Annotated in this window: 11 protein-coding genes; 6 read left to right on the top strand and 5 right to left on the bottom strand. The window is 38.2% G+C overall.

Translation table 11 applies throughout. The features are described 5' to 3' along the window. Nucleotides 1-171 precede the first annotated feature (171 nt). From ACM0OP_RS21275 to ACM0OP_RS21255, 5 genes are all read left to right on the top strand, one after another. Complete coding sequence (locus ACM0OP_RS21275) at nt 172-405, top strand: hypothetical protein (RefSeq protein WP_414530406.1); 234 nt, start codon at nt 172-174, stop codon at nt 403-405. A 129-nt stretch (nt 406-534) separates the two neighbouring features. Beyond that, the gene (locus tag ACM0OP_RS21270; protein ID WP_414530405.1) at nt 535-768 is read left to right on the top strand and encodes a hypothetical protein; all 234 of its coding nucleotides are present in this window, start codon (nt 535-537) and stop codon (nt 766-768) included. A 571-nt stretch (nt 769-1,339) separates the two neighbouring features. Then, nucleotides 1,340-1,603 (top strand): hypothetical protein, encoded by a 264-nt coding sequence (locus ACM0OP_RS21265; protein WP_414530404.1) that lies wholly within the window; start codon nt 1,340-1,342, stop codon nt 1,601-1,603. Nucleotides 1,604-1,737: 134 nt separating this feature from the next. Further along, the gene (locus tag ACM0OP_RS21260; protein WP_414530403.1) at nt 1,738-2,919 is read left to right on the top strand and encodes a phosphotransferase family protein; all 1,182 of its coding nucleotides are present in this window, start codon (nt 1,738-1,740) and stop codon (nt 2,917-2,919) included. Nucleotides 2,920-3,041: 122 nt separating this feature from the next. Then, on the top strand, nt 3,042-4,148 hold the full coding sequence (locus ACM0OP_RS21255; protein ID WP_414530402.1) for a T3SS effector HopA1 family protein: 1,107 nt from the start codon (nt 3,042-3,044) through the stop codon (nt 4,146-4,148). Between the two features lie 462 nt (nt 4,149-4,610). Here ACM0OP_RS21255 and ACM0OP_RS21250 read toward each other — a convergent pair whose 3' ends face one another. From ACM0OP_RS21250 to ACM0OP_RS21230, 5 genes are all read right to left on the bottom strand, one after another. Further along, entirely contained in the window at nt 4,611-5,393 is a 783-nt protein-coding gene (locus tag ACM0OP_RS21250; protein WP_414530401.1) for a peptidylprolyl isomerase, read from the bottom strand. A 233-nt stretch (nt 5,394-5,626) separates the two neighbouring features. Continuing rightward, nucleotides 5,627-7,174, bottom strand: coding sequence for an HlyD family efflux transporter periplasmic adaptor subunit (locus ACM0OP_RS21245; protein WP_414530400.1), 1,548 nt, complete (start codon nt 7,172-7,174; stop codon nt 5,627-5,629). 246 nt (nt 7,175-7,420) lie between these two features. After that, nucleotides 7,421-10,471, bottom strand: coding sequence for a peptidase domain-containing ABC transporter (locus tag ACM0OP_RS21240; protein ID WP_414530399.1), 3,051 nt, complete (start codon nt 10,469-10,471; stop codon nt 7,421-7,423). A gap of 21 nt (nt 10,472-10,492) precedes the next feature. After that, complete coding sequence (locus ACM0OP_RS21235; protein WP_414530398.1) at nt 10,493-11,092, bottom strand: helix-turn-helix domain-containing protein; 600 nt, start codon at nt 11,090-11,092, stop codon at nt 10,493-10,495. A gap of 2,126 nt (nt 11,093-13,218) precedes the next feature. After that, nucleotides 13,219-13,593, bottom strand: coding sequence for a HetP family heterocyst commitment protein (locus ACM0OP_RS21230; protein ID WP_414530397.1), 375 nt, complete (start codon nt 13,591-13,593; stop codon nt 13,219-13,221). Between the two features lie 1,917 nt (nt 13,594-15,510). Between ACM0OP_RS21230 and ACM0OP_RS21225 the strand changes: the two genes are divergently transcribed. Next, nucleotides 15,511-16,116 carry a hypothetical protein gene (locus tag ACM0OP_RS21225; RefSeq protein WP_414530396.1) on the top strand — a complete coding sequence of 202 codons (606 nt, stop codon included), beginning with the start codon at nt 15,511-15,513 and terminating at the stop codon, nt 16,114-16,116. Nucleotides 16,117-16,268 lie beyond the last annotated feature (152 nt).

Below are 16,268 nucleotides of genomic sequence, written 5' to 3'. Positions count from 1 at the left end.
TCATTCAGCGCCAACTTCTAATCTTGATGGCTCTTCAGGGATTAAAGGTAAAAAGCATCTATGTGGTTAACATCAACCTTTGTGATTACCAATAATCCCTGTAATCTAGCTAATCTCAGCAATCTTCAGTTTGATTTTTCAAAGTCCTTACAAGTCTTTTAGGAGTACATCATGGCTAATATCACACTTTCTCAACTACACGCTGCTGGTTCTGAATTGTTCAACGATTCTGAAAGCTTTTTAAATGAATTTAGCGATGTCGATTCCATCTCTGGTGGACAATTCGGCGGTAAAGGTGCTGTCAGCGATCCTACAACATTGATGAAGTTGAGTGAAGCATTTGTCAGTGTATATGCAATTGGTCATGTGACTGTGTTAGCTAAGTCATTCAGCGCCAACTTCTAATCTTGATGGCTCTTCAGGGATTAAAGGTAAAAAGGCATTTCTCTGATTACCAATAGTCCCGAAGAGCCGACTAGACACCCGCTTCATCTTAACTACAACAAGTTTTCACAAGTCTTTTAGGAGTACATCATGGCAAATATCACTCTTTCTCAACTCTACGCTACTGGCTCTGAACTGTTCCACGATTCCGAAAGCTTTCTCAATGAACTCAGCGACGTAGAGTCTAGTTCTAAGGGTCAATATAACGTTGTCGGAGGCATAGTTACATTAACTGCATTGGCTGGAACATTTGTCGGTACTTATGGCATTGGTTATGCTACTTATGTAGCCAAGTCATATAGTAAAGTACGTCGTTTCTACTAGCTTTGTAGTTAACTATTAATCTTGATGGCTGTCTTGAGATTCAAGGTCATAACTAAGCAGTTCTATCTGATATGAAATCTGAAAACCCAAAGTAAATTAAAACATCAAATCTCACAAATTATATAGAATTGCTGATTATTATCTGAATCAATGAGAGTCAGCCAAATTGAAAAATATATGATGTAATTCGACAAGTGAATTGAAACTTAAATCTAGATCAAAAAATGTAAACGAGGAGCTACTAATTTACCAACATTTTCACAATCCTTAAAATCCTTCAATTAGTTGAATAACAGCATTTGGAACCTAATAAAGTACACATCTTAAAATTATCAATATTTTGTGTACATTTTGGGGTGCGGCAAAGCTCAATTAAACGGCTGAAATCACGGAAGCAGGACTGAGATAAAATTTGCTGTAATTTCCATAAATCTAAATTTGTGGTTGTGAATTATGGGGAATAAATAACAGTTTGGCTTCAGCCAAAATAGCGCATGAGTTGACTAAGTTTTCAGATGCTACTCATTTTGTGATAACCCATCAATCAATAATTTGCGTAGGTATCAAGTAAATGGCAGGAATTGTAATTTCAGAATTGAGCTTTACTAACTCAGAAAGCTTTTTTATCGAAATAACAGATATGTATTTTATATCTGTATATGGGGGCAATGAATATGTAATTGACCAGGCATTTTATCAAATGCTGAAGTTTACTTACACCCTGATGGATTTTATGTTATCAGCATTTGCTATCTACAGTATTACGTCTCTAGCACAGTCATTTATGAATGTATACCAGTTTAACTTTGCACCTGTCCAGTTTGTACCTTTTTAATTATTAAAGTCAAATCCACATGATGACTAAGAAAATGTTGTGTGTAATCAATGCTTGGATAGGAATCTTGTGGTTCTACAGTTTTTTGATTAACCAACAACAAGTTTTCACGTTACTGAGGAGTATTTAACGCCATGCCATTTTTATTAAGCTATCAAAATGTTTTTGATTACCTAATTCCTCTGGGACTCTGTAATGAAGCAGAACGTTCATCGAGTAATATTGAATTAAAACCTGCGAAAAACTTTAATTTATTACTGACATTATCAGAGGGGAAGCAACTTTTAGTTAAGCAAGAGCGCCACAACCGAGAAGGAAAAGCTGCGGGGGAGTTTGTGCAGGAATTGCAAATTCATGAGTTTTTGCAAAAAAACCCTGAACTTAACTATATACGTCCTTTGATTTCGGAAGTGGTACATTTTGACCCAGAAAATTCAATTATTATTTTTAACTATCTCAATCAATACCGAGATGTAGCGGATTTCTATGCTAAGGAAAATATTTTTCCTACAGCAGTGGCAACAAAAATCGGAACTATTCTAGGATCGATTCATCGCGTTAGTATTGAACTTCCAGAGTATCGGCAATTCTTTGAAAATTCTGGGGATGCATCGAGTCAACAGGCTGCAAAAATAAATCAGCGCATCAATAGACTAACGCCGGAAATTTTTGGCACTGTTCCTGCTGATGGGTTAAAATTCTTTGCCCTATATCAACGTTATGATAGTTTGGGTCAGGCGATCGCAGAGTTGGGTAGTTCTTATACTCCCTGCTGTTTGACTCATAACGACATGAAGCTGAACAATATTTTGCTTTCCTTAAATTGGGAAGATGTGAATTTAAATAGCTCCTCCTCAGATCAAAGCATGATTCGATTAATTGACTGGGAACGTTGCTCTTGGGGAGATCCCGCTAACGATTTAGGATCATTACTCGCCAGTTACCTGCAATTGTGGCTATATAGCGTCGTTGTCGGTAAAGGAATGGAAATTGAAGAGTCTTTACGCTTGGCGACAACCCCTTTACAATCACTCCGTCCTTCACTTGCTGCACTGGTTCAGGCTTATTTGGCTGAATTTCCCGAAGTTTTACAGCATCGTCCCGATTTCTTACGGCGAGTAGTGCAGTTTTGCGGTTTAGGCTTAATTCAATCCATTCAAGCCACACTCCAGCATGAAAAAACCTTTGGTAATCCAGGTATCAGTATGCTGCAAGTGGCTAAGAGTTTATTGTGTCGTCCAGAACCATCTATCCCAACTATTTTCGGTATGGATGCTTCAGATTTGACTCCCACCAAATATTCACCCGTACGCTAAAGCCTATAAATTTGCTCTGCACACTACATAACCAATAGGACTAGCTAATTTCGTCTCCCTCCCTTGCACATCTGCGATTCATGGCCTTTTTACCCATTTTCTTAATTTACAGGTAATCTCTTATGCAACTATTAGATTCGCTACAAACTCAACTAGCTGCTATTCCAGAACCATTGCAAACATCAATAGAAGATATTATTCATCAGGTGGAAATTGTTTCCCATTATTCTATTAAGCACCCCAAATATAAAAGCGTAGAATTAAATGAACAAGCAATTTCCCGGTTCACAAGACTACCTTTAGATCTGCAAAACAAATATTTAGCTGTACAACTGCGTAGCTTTCTTTATGGTGTCTATTACAATGGTTCTTTAAAAAAGGATCTACATCTGACATCAGATGGAGAATCAACAAATATTGACTTGAATCAAGACTTAGAAAACAATAGTTTTTTGGGTGTAGATATCAATTTTTATGATCGCTTACATGAAAGCAATAAAGGTGAGGGCTACTTCAGCGAAAATTGGCTAGTAGTGAAAGAAGAAATAGACGGCGCTTTAGCAGTACATAAGGGTGGTTTAACTCTGCACATTGAGCGCGATATTCACTTACAGCCACAAGATAAAACTGTGACTGTGGGCAATTTAGTGGAGATTAAATTGCCTAAAAATGTGGTGCAGAATGGGTTCTATATGGCAGTTGGTAATGCAGCTAGTCATGGCGATCAAGATATAGTCCGCATCTACTTTAATTTATCCCCAGATGGTGCAGTTGCTGTGATGAATGATTTGACTACCCAACTCAATGCTCTGCCAATTTCTTTCACATTTAAAGCACTTTATAATCCTTCAGATTATGGACGTTGTGACTCAGGAGTGCTTTACTTTGATAAACATCATTATGAAGTTGTCCGCCCAGTTTTAGAGAGGGTGTATACAGAAAATCAATCACATTTTGGTGATGTAGTGCCTTTGTTTACTAAATTACTAGCGCCAGGGTTAGCTCTGGCTGAAGAACCAAGTAGCAAGTTTACAGAGCGTGAAAGTTTTGGAATGAATCGTTGTCAAATTATTGCGAATGCTTTGCTTGATGTCTGGGAGCAAGAAAATGATACGCCAGCAGGTAGGTTAGCATCTATTCTCAAACATTTCTCTATGCTGGAAATTGAATTGCAACGCCCTTACCTTAATCCGCATTCGGACGATATATTTACGCCTTTGCAATTTTAATTGCTGAATATATTATTTTACAAATTTTCACCCGGTTTTAGTCTATCTTAACTCCCTGAGATAGTATATAAAAATCGGGTTTTTTATGATCAACTTTAAGTTGAATTTTACGGAATTTAAGATGGCGAATGACGAAGTTTTTAACTTGGTCAGGTGCAAAAGGTACAGTAGCTTGAACATCTGTAAAATTATTCCAGTCTTGCAATTTTACAAGCTTTATCCAGGTTTGTATACTTGCTTTAGCATATTGCGAAGTTAATTACAAGGCTTTAGCCCTTAATTCAGAACTAAAGCCTTGTAGTATCTGGAAGTGAGGACTAAAGTCCTCACTACGAACTTGTAATGATATAGCCTTTCCCAGTCTGATGAAGTACACACCAATTTATTCCCTGTTCCCTGTTCCCTAAAACTAAAAAACTTTGTACCTCACGAGCATGGGAACTGCTATATACGCTTTTCTACTTATGCTGGTTTAAGTAGACTATTGGTTGTTGGAAAAGTCACATTTTCTTGAAGATTGGTAACAATTTCAACGGTGGCTATTTGTTGCTGTAACCAATTTGTAAAGAAGTCTCCCATAATTTGAAAACGCAAGTTTTCATCTAATTCTGGTTTAATTATTTCTTCTACGGCGATGATATGCGCTCCTTTGGGTGTAATGATGGGTTTAAGAATTTGTGGAGGTGTAACAGCAAAAACTGCGGCTGCAATCTCTGGTCTAAATTCTGTACGGCGGCGGATTCCTTGATATCCACCAGCACGTCTGGTTTCGGGATTTTGGATGTATTGACGCGCGATTTCTTGGAAACTAATTTCACCTTCTTGGAGAGCATAAAATAGTTCTAAGGCTAAATCTTCGTCATCTAAGATAACTTCATAGGTGACTGCTCCAAAATATTTGGGTTGGTGAGCATAAAAAAATGGTTCGATTTGGTCTGCAAATAAATGATTGGCTAGTTTGGAGGATGTGAGGTTTATTTTGGCGATTTCTTCTAAGTCATCGAGGGAAAGATGATGTTTTTCTAACCAACTCCAAGTGTCTTCTGCTTTGAGTAGTTGGTGAGCTAGGCGGAGATTATCTGCGGCTGTTTGCAGTTCTTCTGTGGTGATTTCTATCCCTGCTTTTTCGGCGGCTTCGGCTATAATTCTCTGGCTGGCGATCGCCTCTAATATTCCAGGTATTTGGCAAGCCATTTTTATATAGTAAATAATGTCATTAGCCGAAACTTTTAAAATATTTGACATATTTGAAGTCCTCCAATTAATGACTAATTAAAAAAGTTTTGTGGCTGTTAATTAGTCGGTATCTTATTAATTATCTTTGCTTGCTATATTGTTTATTGTCTCTATCTAATGGTAGTTTTAATATTTTAATTAAGACCAATTAAATTTGCACATTTCAGATAATCACTATCTCAGGATGGGCAAGATGCCCACCCCACAAAATTGATCATATTAGGTGTCTATTTCATTAATTTCTAAAGTTCTAAACCGCCTTGTTGCAATTTTTTGAAGGGATCTAAGATGAAATCAATGACTCGACGCTGGCGAATAACTACCTCTGCGGTGGCTGTTTGACCGGGGAGTAGGTTCACTTGTTGATTACCAGCCTGTACATAAGGTTGATCTAGGGTGATATCTAAATCAAAAGTATCTATACTACCTTGGTTATTGGACTGGACTCTAGAGTTAGGTGCTATCCAGTTTACACGCCCTTCTGTCACACCATAATCTTGGTAAGGATAGGCATCAAATTTGATTTTAACTGGCATTCCTTCTTCTAAGAAACCACTGTTTTGGCTGGGTATCTGAGCTTTGAGGATCAATTTACTACCTTGAGGGGCAATTTGGGCGATGATTTGTCCTGGTTCGACTACAGGCCCTGGTTTGCGAACTGGTAACTCAAAAACTATGCCATCTATAGGCGATCGCACTATGCGTTGTTGTAACTGAATCTCCAAGGAAGAAATCTGGCTCTTGGTTTGAGAAATTTCTGAATCCAGGCTAGTAATTTGACTTTCCATATCTTTGAGTTGCTCTTGGCTTCTCAGCAGTGCTAATTTACCTGCTTGAACAACGCTTTGATAACTGCTTTGCTGTTCTTGTAGCCGTAGTTTGGCTTGCTCAATATCCGCTACAATTTGACTCATTGTGGCCTGATAGCGGCTCATTTCTTCTCTTAACCGCAGTTGTGCTTGGGTGACATCAGATTGGGCTTGTAAGTGCAAACGTTGACTTTCTTCTGCTGTCTTTTCTAGCTCCACAACTTGAATTTGAGGAATTGCACCTTGTTCATAAAGTTCACGATAGCGAGCTACTTCGGCGACATCTCTATTAAAACGACTATTAACTAACTGTTCAGCAGTCTGAGTAGAATTAATATTCTGCCGAGCTTGATCAACTAAAGCCTGTCTTTCTAACCTTTGTAAATTCAGCGCACTTTGTCTCGCATCCAGGTTTTGCTGCGCCTGATTTACTTGAGACATTTTTTCTAAATTTTGGGCTTGATTTTGTTGTTCTTGGATATTGATCGCCAGCATCAATTGATTTTGTAGTAGCTTAAGTTGGGCTTGGCGATCGCTTAATCCTTGCAATTGCGTCTGTCTTTGTTGCAATTCTGTTTGCAGGACATCAGAATCCAATTCCAGCAAAATGTCTCCCGCCTTGACTATCGACCCCTCCTGAACATTGACAGCCTTCACAGTACCAGGAACTGCAATTCCCAATTGACGGGTAGCTCCTTGAGGTTCTAAACGCCCTCTAGCGGTTCCAGTTTCATCAATTTTGGTGAGCATCGACCAAGGTAAAATAATCGCAGTAAATCCCACTAGGAAGTACAGCATGGAACGTGTCCAGAGTCTTGGTAAAGCATCTAGCAGTTCTTCTGTACCGTAAAACCAATCATTAGTTTGCGTTTCTAACTCTGTCTGATATTGAACAACAGCACCAGAGTTTTCCAGATGATTACTTTGGTCTTGCTTTGGTTTTGCAAGTACCAATGAGATGTTTTCAGATGGGTTTGGCATAATAATTAATTCCACAGTTTATTTTCTACAGGGACTGGGGACTGGGGATTGGGGATTGGGGACTGGGGACACTTCGACAGGCTCAGTGCATCGCTGGGGACTGGGGATTGGGTATTAGGTATTGAGAAGTAACAATCTTTCCCCCCACACCTCCCACACTTCCCACACCTCCCACACTCCCCACACCTCCCACACTCCCCACACCTCCCACACTTCCCACACTCCCCACACTTCCCTGCCTCTTTTTCAGGCTGTTTGCACTGTTTGAGCCAGTTGTTGCTGGTTCAGGTAGAAGTAATGACCTTTTTTGGCGATTAATTCGTCGTGTGTCCCACTTTCGACGAGTAAGCCGCGATCTAAAACTAAGATCAGGTCAGCATGACGCACTGTGGACAGGCGATGGGCAATAATTAGGCTGGTGCGCCCTTTGAGAATAGTTTTGAGGTTATTTTGGATAATGCGCTCAGATTCGGAATCTAGGTGGCTAGTGGCTTCGTCTAAGAGTAATAGGCGGGGATTTCCCAGTAATGCACGGGCGATCGCCAGCCGTTGGCGTTGTCCACCAGATAACATTCCCCCACCTTCACCAATTTGGGTTTCGTAGCCAGCAGGCATGAGCTTGATAAATTCATCGGCTCCTGCTAAAGTTGCAGCGTCAATAATTTCCTCTAAACTAGCTTCTGGGTGAGCAATAGTGATATTTTCGCGGATTGTACCGCCAAACAAGAAGGTATCTTGATCTACTAATCCGATTTGCGATCGCAGCGATCGTAAAGAAATACTAGTCACATCTTGGGCATCAATTAATACTTTGCCATCCGTCGGCAGGTATAGCCCCAATATCAACTTGGCGAGGGTTGTTTTCCCAGAACCACTACGCCCCACCACCGCCACAGTCTGCTCAGGTAGAATTTCAAAACTGAGATTTTGTAGGACATTAATATCGCTTTCTGGGTGATAGCGGAAAGTTACATTTTCAAACTGAATATGACCTTCTAATCTCGGTAAAAATTGCCGGGGTTTGTGGTGCAAATCTTCTTCTGGTTCCGCTTCCAAAACATCATTAATGCGTTCGGTAGAAATCACAACCTCTTGGAATTGATTCCACAAAACCACCAACCTTTGAAAAGGGCGAATGATGTTACCCAACAACATATTAAAAGCAACTAACTGTCCAATTGTTAGTTCATTTTGAATCACTAGCCATGACCCAAACCACAGCAAACCAGTAGTAATTAGCGTTTCAATCCCGGAGCTAAAAAGCTGCATCTTATTACTAATAATCTGCCCCGCAAAAGTTTTTTTGATCACATTATTTAATAGCTCTTCCCAATGCCAGCGCACTGTTTGTTCAATTGCCATTGAGCGAATTGAGCTAATACCTGTGAGGGATTGAATCAGATAACTATTTTCGCTAGCGGTAGCATTAAAAACTTCCCGATTAATCCGCCGAAAAAATGGAGTTGCCACCAGTGCCAAAATAAAGAATGGTGGGATGATAGTTAAACTTAACCAAGCCATTGGTGGGCTATACCAAAACATCAAACCCACGTAAATAAACACTGTCAGCAAATCCAAAGTGATGGATAAAGCTTCCCCCGTCAGGAATCGCTGAATTTTATAGTTTTCTTGGACGCGGGAAATAATATCACCAACGTAGCGCGACTCAAAATAGGCTAAAGGTAAGCGGAAGGTGTGTTTAATAAAACCTACCAATAGGGCGATGCTAATGCGGTTGGCGGTGTGATCTAGCAGATATTGCCGCAATCCATTAATCACAACGCTGAACAAGCCAAAAATCAACAACCCAAAACCCACAGCATTTAATGTCAGAGTGCTACGCTGCACCAAAACTCTGTCTAATAACAACTGAGTTAATAGCGGCGTAACTAATCCAAATATCTGAATAAACACTGAAGCCATAAAAACTTCTAGCAGCACTTTAGAATGGGGTTTAACTAATTCCAAGAACTGCCAAAACTGCGTATTTGATTCTTCAGTTTCCTTGAGTGAAGCTGTGGGTTGTAATAACAAGGCGTAACCAGTCCAACCCGCTTTAAATTCAGCATGGGTGAGGGTGCGTTGACTCACAGCCGGATCACCAACAATCACGTGCTTTTTGCCGATTTCATAAACAACAATGTAGTGTTTACCTTCCCAGTGGGCGATCGCCGGTAGAGTTTGTTGTGCTAATTTATCTAAGCTAGCTTTCACCGGACGGGTAGTAAAACCAATACTTTCCGCCGCCGTTGTTAAACCCCGCAGTGTCGCACCGGTGCGATTAATATTAGCTAAATCCCGCAGTCGGTTAACACTCAAGCGCTTACCCCAATAGCGGCTAATCATCACCAAGCAAGCAGCACCACAATCAGCAGCACTTTGTTGTTCAAAAAACGGATACCGCTTAGTTAACCGTCCCCACCAATGTCCAGCTTTTACCTTTGGACTAGGGAAATAGGCTTGTTTTTGCTTCTTTTTCGGTTGCGGGTCTGGTGGTGGTAGTTCTCTGGTTCTCCTGGGAGTAATTACTTCTATGGCTGTGTTTTCTCTAGCCTCTTGGCGTTCTGGTAATAACTGCGCCAATTCCGGCCAGTGTTCTAATGCAAGTGGCCACTGAGGATTTTTCAGGCTATAAACCTGAGTCGGTTGAGTCCCCCGCCAATCTTCCTGCTGGGGATATACATAAATATTTCCCGGTGTTAATATGCGCCCATTACTATGCTGTAGTTCTCCCTGATGTAATAACCAGAGTTTGGTATCTTGGAATAATGTCACCGGGAGGGAATCACCTTCCACACTGTGGCGCTCAAATAAAGCCAAAGCTTTGAGTATTCCTTCTACAGAGCCATTGTCAGGCACTAGGCCACTATGGCAACATAACAAGAGTAAATCCCAAAGTTCAGCACGTTGTTTCAGGCGATCGCGGATGCTAGGATGTTTACGGATCACCTCTTGTAAAGATGCTTGGGGAAAATAGGCAAGTTTTAAATTCACAGAAGCTCTAGCCACATAAGGACTAAATTTTTCCTCTGTAAATAAAGTCAGTTCGCCAAATGATCCTCCTGCTGTCAGGGTAGTAATTAAGTTATTCGCCCCATCTAAAAGCCTAACTTTACCCCCCAGGACGATATATATACCATTGGGTGCGCCTACGGATTGCCAAAATTGCTTGGCTACAGGTGGTTCAACAATTTCCACCCCAATTAAACATCTTTCAATTTCTTGCTCTGACAACGACTCACCCAAGCTGAGAATCAGTTGTTGCGCTAAATATTCCGGGGAAAAAGCTGATGTCATTTTCTCTCCTCCAAGACATAATTATTTATTGGTCTGCATGAGATTCAATGACCAATGGAAATTAGGTCTGGTATTAGATTGCAAATCACAAATGGTAATCCCCGCATCCTGTGTTTGTGAAGTTTCTGGTGGGCTGGAACTTTTACGTTTGGTTGACAGTCCCATTTGTTTAAGTAGGCGATTAATGTGGCGATCGCTAATTTGGATATCAAACTCTTTAGCTAAATGTTTACTTAACCATTGGGCTGTCCAATAAGTAAATGCATAACCATAATCACGAGGACTATTACTCACCAACTCCCTCAAACGAGCCAGATACTGATCATTCACAATTTTTGGTCTACCAATGGGACGCTCATTCCATTTATGTGCTAAACCCGCTTCCGCCAAACCAATCCAGTAGCGCGCCATCTCCTGAGAACAACCGATAATTTCACAGATTTGGCTTTGAGATTTACCCACATCAGCTAACAACATAATTTCAATCCGTCGCCGATATTCTGGCTGTAAATCAGTTTGTAAACTTTTCAGCAAAGCCTTCCTTTGAAAAGATGTTAAAAACTTACCTTCTTGCAAGTTGTAGTTTTGGAAAGTTTCGCCTTCACTAAGAAAATGAGACATATTTATTACCAATTGTCATTCACGAAAAATTTGGGCAACTTCGGGTATTGCAGTTATAGTCAAACCTCCATAAGTAGGCTGGATAACTGCAAAACTAATTAGCCTTGGATAGCTAATTGAATATGAATTTTTTCGGTATAATGCTTGGTATTTTCCCTCTAGTATTGTGAAGAAATTGAGGGAATATCTATAGCAATCGACAAGGAAGCTAGGATAAAAACAGATGCTCAAACTCCTAAAATTAGGTAGGTTTAAACCTGTTTTTTCTGCCCTGTTTCCGGCTATATGTATGATATTGGCTAGATATCGCCAATATTTCAGCATACTAATTAGCTGTGCAGCATTTATAGGTGTAACTAAAAAGCTGTCAGCACATCACGGAATTTTGCTATTATTCCCAGTCAACACATTCTTAGTTAAAAGCTGCTTTTTTGTAGTGTCAGCAATAGCTTCCGTAGCGAAGTCATAAATATGCAGTAAGTAGTAGTAAGCAAACCTGACAAAATATGAAGCAAGCATAGCTGTTGTCTCATCTAATAAACAGCAATTTCTGGTAAGACACCTCAAACCAGTAAACTACTCACTGGCTAACCCTCATAACTTCATAAACTTCCCTGAGAACTTGGTGTGATTTTGTTAGTTAGTTGATACTCATAGGGAAGTGATTTTGAGTCTTTTAGAGACTCCGATTTCGAGGATATTATTCAACTCTGCAATCCAGGTTTATAAATTACCCTCAAAATATTTCAACTGGTTGTGTTTCAATTACCAAAAATGTGGTTGCAACCTATTCCATTCTAAAATGGAACTTAGAGGCAGCTAAGGTCAGGTTATGAATACAAATCTACCTTCTAGACTAGCCTAAAACTAGCTAATATCTCATCAGCATATTTCCATAAATATGGAAAATAAGTTCAATGAAAAAGTGACAGTTGTTCACTCTATTCTCTTGACCTGCTGTTATTCTTTTAGAAATTTTCCTACATCTAGTCAAGGGTTTTTAGAAAAAATATGAAATCTTTACTCAATATTTATTGTATCTTCAAAGGAAATTAATATTTAATTTTGTCTAGATAAAATCTCGATCATTATTTCTTTCATTTATTCCTATATTTCGGGTATTGTATTTTACAAATTAACCTCTGTAATATGTTTAAATTTTGCATATAAATCACAAAATTCTCAGTCAAACAAATAATCATAAAAATTAAATAATCCTCTTCCATCCATCTTCAGACAGAGAAGTATATATTTATCTTCCTCTTCTTAATATCTATCTCTAGGATGAACTGATAGCAATTCCCATTCAAGTGAGGTATGAGCAGTATAGCACTACGCATACACATTAGGACATAAACTGATCGTAAAAGTTAGACACTGAAAGGCTTTTACCCTACTCCCCACTCCCCTAAAAAAAACTGGAAGCTACTCATTTTGAGCTTCCAGAAGTTCTTGCATAAAATATGAACTTATAGACGAAAAATAATCCTAATTGGGAGAAAAAAGATTATTTGTTTTCAAACAAGCATCATTGAGATAAAATCTATGAGACATAACTAGAATATAAACGTTACTTTTTCTTTTTCCACTTTTGATTATCCAGCTAAATAGTATTTATTTAGACATATATAAACCAAAGTTAGTCCAGAAGCTATATTGAGTTTCCCCACGTCTAGAGACTCAATAGCAGGTATGAAAATTTAAACTGCGGGGAGACGCTAGGCTAAATTTTATTTTCTCAGACTTATTGGAAAAAGAACCACCAATAGTAACAATTAAATTGTTAGTCTCGATTTAAGAGTTATTTACTCTCTGAGCAACTGAACGCTTCAGCAATAGCAATCAGTTAGATAGGATTCATAATCAGATATTCATGGATTTGGTATTTGTAAATTAATTTTGCTGTAATCACCTCTTCTTAAATAGTTATCTCTAATGTATCGAATTTTGTGGGGTATTATTTGCCATTTTGGCAGATTTTATGGAACAGTTTTGCTGTTATCAACTACGATAAAGTTAAACCCATAGAAATATGTTGAATAAAACGCCTAAAAGGAGATACAGAATTAGCTCTACCCCTGCTGAGAGGAATAGAGCCAATCATCATAGACCTTATATAACGTCAACTAATTATCTAAACTTCTCCTACTAATTTCGGTTTTTTGTTTTCCCACTACCTCCAGATACCCAAGGTCTTTAATTTTACTTAAACAACTGGTTGAACTGTTGATATTAGAGCGTTGGTTGATGGATGGTTTGTTCGCTTTGCTATTTTGATGATGTTGTTGCTGGGTTCTACTAACTTGCGTATTTTCTTTCAGCAATCGATTATAAGTACGATAGGGAATGTAATGTAAAGGATTGTAACCAACTATTCGTAGCATTAAAACACAAGCCCAGGAATACTTACCTGCAAGAATCGCTTCTACTATTTTCTCAAACTGTTGAGGATTCATTGCTTTATTAAAGTTGCTACTAATTCCAGGAATATCTTGATTCATAGTGTTAGTTATCTTTGTTAAAACTAGTTAAAAATTGTCTGTGCTGTATGTTTAACTTGACTGAGAGCGATTTATTAGTAGTACAGCAAATTATTGAGGAAAACAGAAACTTTGATTACTTCAATCTGAACAACAGAATATTTATTTCTGGTCAATTGACAAGAATTGGAGTGCTAAATAGTAGTAAAAATAATAATCATAAAATTTCATTTCTGAACTTCTCCTTCCATTGACAGTTTCGGCTGCATTTGACCTGATGATTGTTTCCATAAGCTCAACTTCAATAAAAAGTCTCTTCGCTGGTATATATGGTTTGCGGTAGATGCAGTGTTGAACTCTGGAAAATGTCTCAACTTCTAATTAAATTGCTTTCCCCTGATAATTTGTTGTATATTTTCTAGCTTTTCAATCAAGAATATGTTTGTAATCAACTTAATTTTTCTCTCAAAGCAACAACTATTTATTTAGCTACTTTAAAAACAACTTTACTAAGTATACTACTCTTTGCTGTTCATGTCATCTCTTCTGTAATCATTATATATCATTAGTTTTACGGATTTTTTAAACCTCTAATTACATATTGTCTATGTTTATTTTATGCTATTTAGTTACTAATCACTGAGGGGTCAAACCCCTCGCTTATAATGTTTTTGAAACAAGTTTAATTATTACTTTACTAGAAAATTTACCATGAAAGAGATGAATAAACAACTGATAGTTCGAGCCGGATAAATACGGTCAAAACCTAAAAATATCTAGTTGTGGGAAAATTACTGCAAATTTTTTAATTTGTCGGCGGATTTTTTTGTGCTATTCAATCACCGATAATCCTTACTGTAAGGGCTTTCTGTCCTGTATGTATCTGCTGACTTGGGACAGTCTCATCATTGATCATTTTGAAGATATGGCAAATCATCATTTGTGTTTATGAATACTTTATGGTACTATGTGAACCTATTTTCAAAAATGCTAAAACTTCCTACGATAAAACATTCTTTTGACGATGTTTCAAAAGCACGATTGCGCGAACCTGAGTGGAATAGCATTGATGAGAGGTATCTGTGCTAAATTACCCAGGGTATGAAGTCCCCAGACTTTAGCCAAATTATTAATTACCCAGTGATCAAGTTGCATTTTTTCCTATCTTTTTTACACGATAATTTTCCAACTAAGATTTTACGCACAAAATCTAGATAGGATGAATCTCAGGTTTTTAATGAGATTCTGATGTCAAATCATATTTAATAAAAAATTGACCAATTTTCGGTGTGACTCAAATATTTCTGCAAACAGCAGTTTAAAGTCGTAAGTATGGGAAATAATTTTGTAACCCTAGTTATATGTTCTTTTGCTTCATGAAACACCCGGAAAATAAAACCAAAAATTGGCGATACTGAGTTTTGTAGCTGGAAATACAATACGAAGGGAATGGTAACAAATATATCATTCAAATAAATACACCAGGATATATAGCTGAACACCCAGGAGTAATTTTTGATTTGTAGTGGGATAGATTCCACAAATTAGGCAGGATTTGCGCAAAATTACGATAAAACAAACCACATTCGCCCAGCGTATGCCTCCAGGGCGCTAGGACACGAAGGAAGAGGGTTTCACAGAGTTTTTGGGTAAGTCTTGCTATAAGTCCCCGACGAGAAGGTAATTTAACCTGTATTTTTTGTGTATTTATATACAAAAATATTCTGTAAAGTCAAGATTTGTATTTGGGATGAGCAGAAAACCCTTGCAATTTCAGCGTTTTGAAATAATTACTAAATTTATAACCAATATTTATGTGTGTTTTTTTTGTTAAGGCGGATTATTTGATCTTGATTTAACAGAAATATTCTGTAGTTTGCTATAGACCGAAATGGCAAAGACTAAATTATTAGTTGCTGAAGTATTTAGGACGTTTTCATGAAAAGAACAGCTTTTGTAAAAAACTTAGCAATGGCAATAACTAGTGCAAGCGTTATGCTTGTAGGAAATGTTGCTTCTGCCCAGGTAATAAATATAGATGGGATTGAATATAATCTTGGTGAGCAAATTTTTTCTACTGGAGGCAATGTAGAAGCAACTATCCTAGAAGGGAACCCCAGTGCTTCATTTATCAGCGAATTACGACTATTTAATTCTCTGGAAACAAATGGAGATTTTACGCTAATTGGCACTAGTCAACAGGTTGGGACAACAGTGAATTTAGGTATATTTCCATCTGGAGAAGAATTATTTTTTGGTATATATGTCCCTAATAATGACCAAACTTATTTATTAGGCCCAGCAAATCGCAACCCTAATAATATTATCCATGCAGGTGTAGCAACTCTACCGTCAGGAGTAATTAATGTTACTTTTGAAGATAGTGAAAATGGCGGAGATTTCAGCTACAATGATGTCCAATTCCAAGTCAGTGGTGCTGTTAGTACCAGATCACAATCTGTACCAGAACCGGGTACTTTTTTAGGTATTTTATTTGCAGGTGGAATAGGAATTTCTAAATTAAAGTCGGGGAAAAAACTTTAGATAATCACTAAAAAAAGCAAGCCTGTCAGGTGACAGGCTTGATCCGAACATAGCTTTAATATAGCGTTTCTCGCTTTGGGTGAGAGACAAGAACCCCTCCCCACCTCCTGTAGGCTACGGTGTACACACAAGTAGAAGTAAACTACTAGGGG

This window comes from Nodularia chucula CCY0103, assembly GCF_963923915.1.
GTDB lineage: Bacteria > Cyanobacteriota > Cyanobacteriia > Cyanobacteriales > Nostocaceae > Nodularia > Nodularia chucula.
The sequence above is the reverse complement of the archived record's forward strand: the minus strand, read 5'-3'. Positions and strand labels throughout refer to the sequence as shown.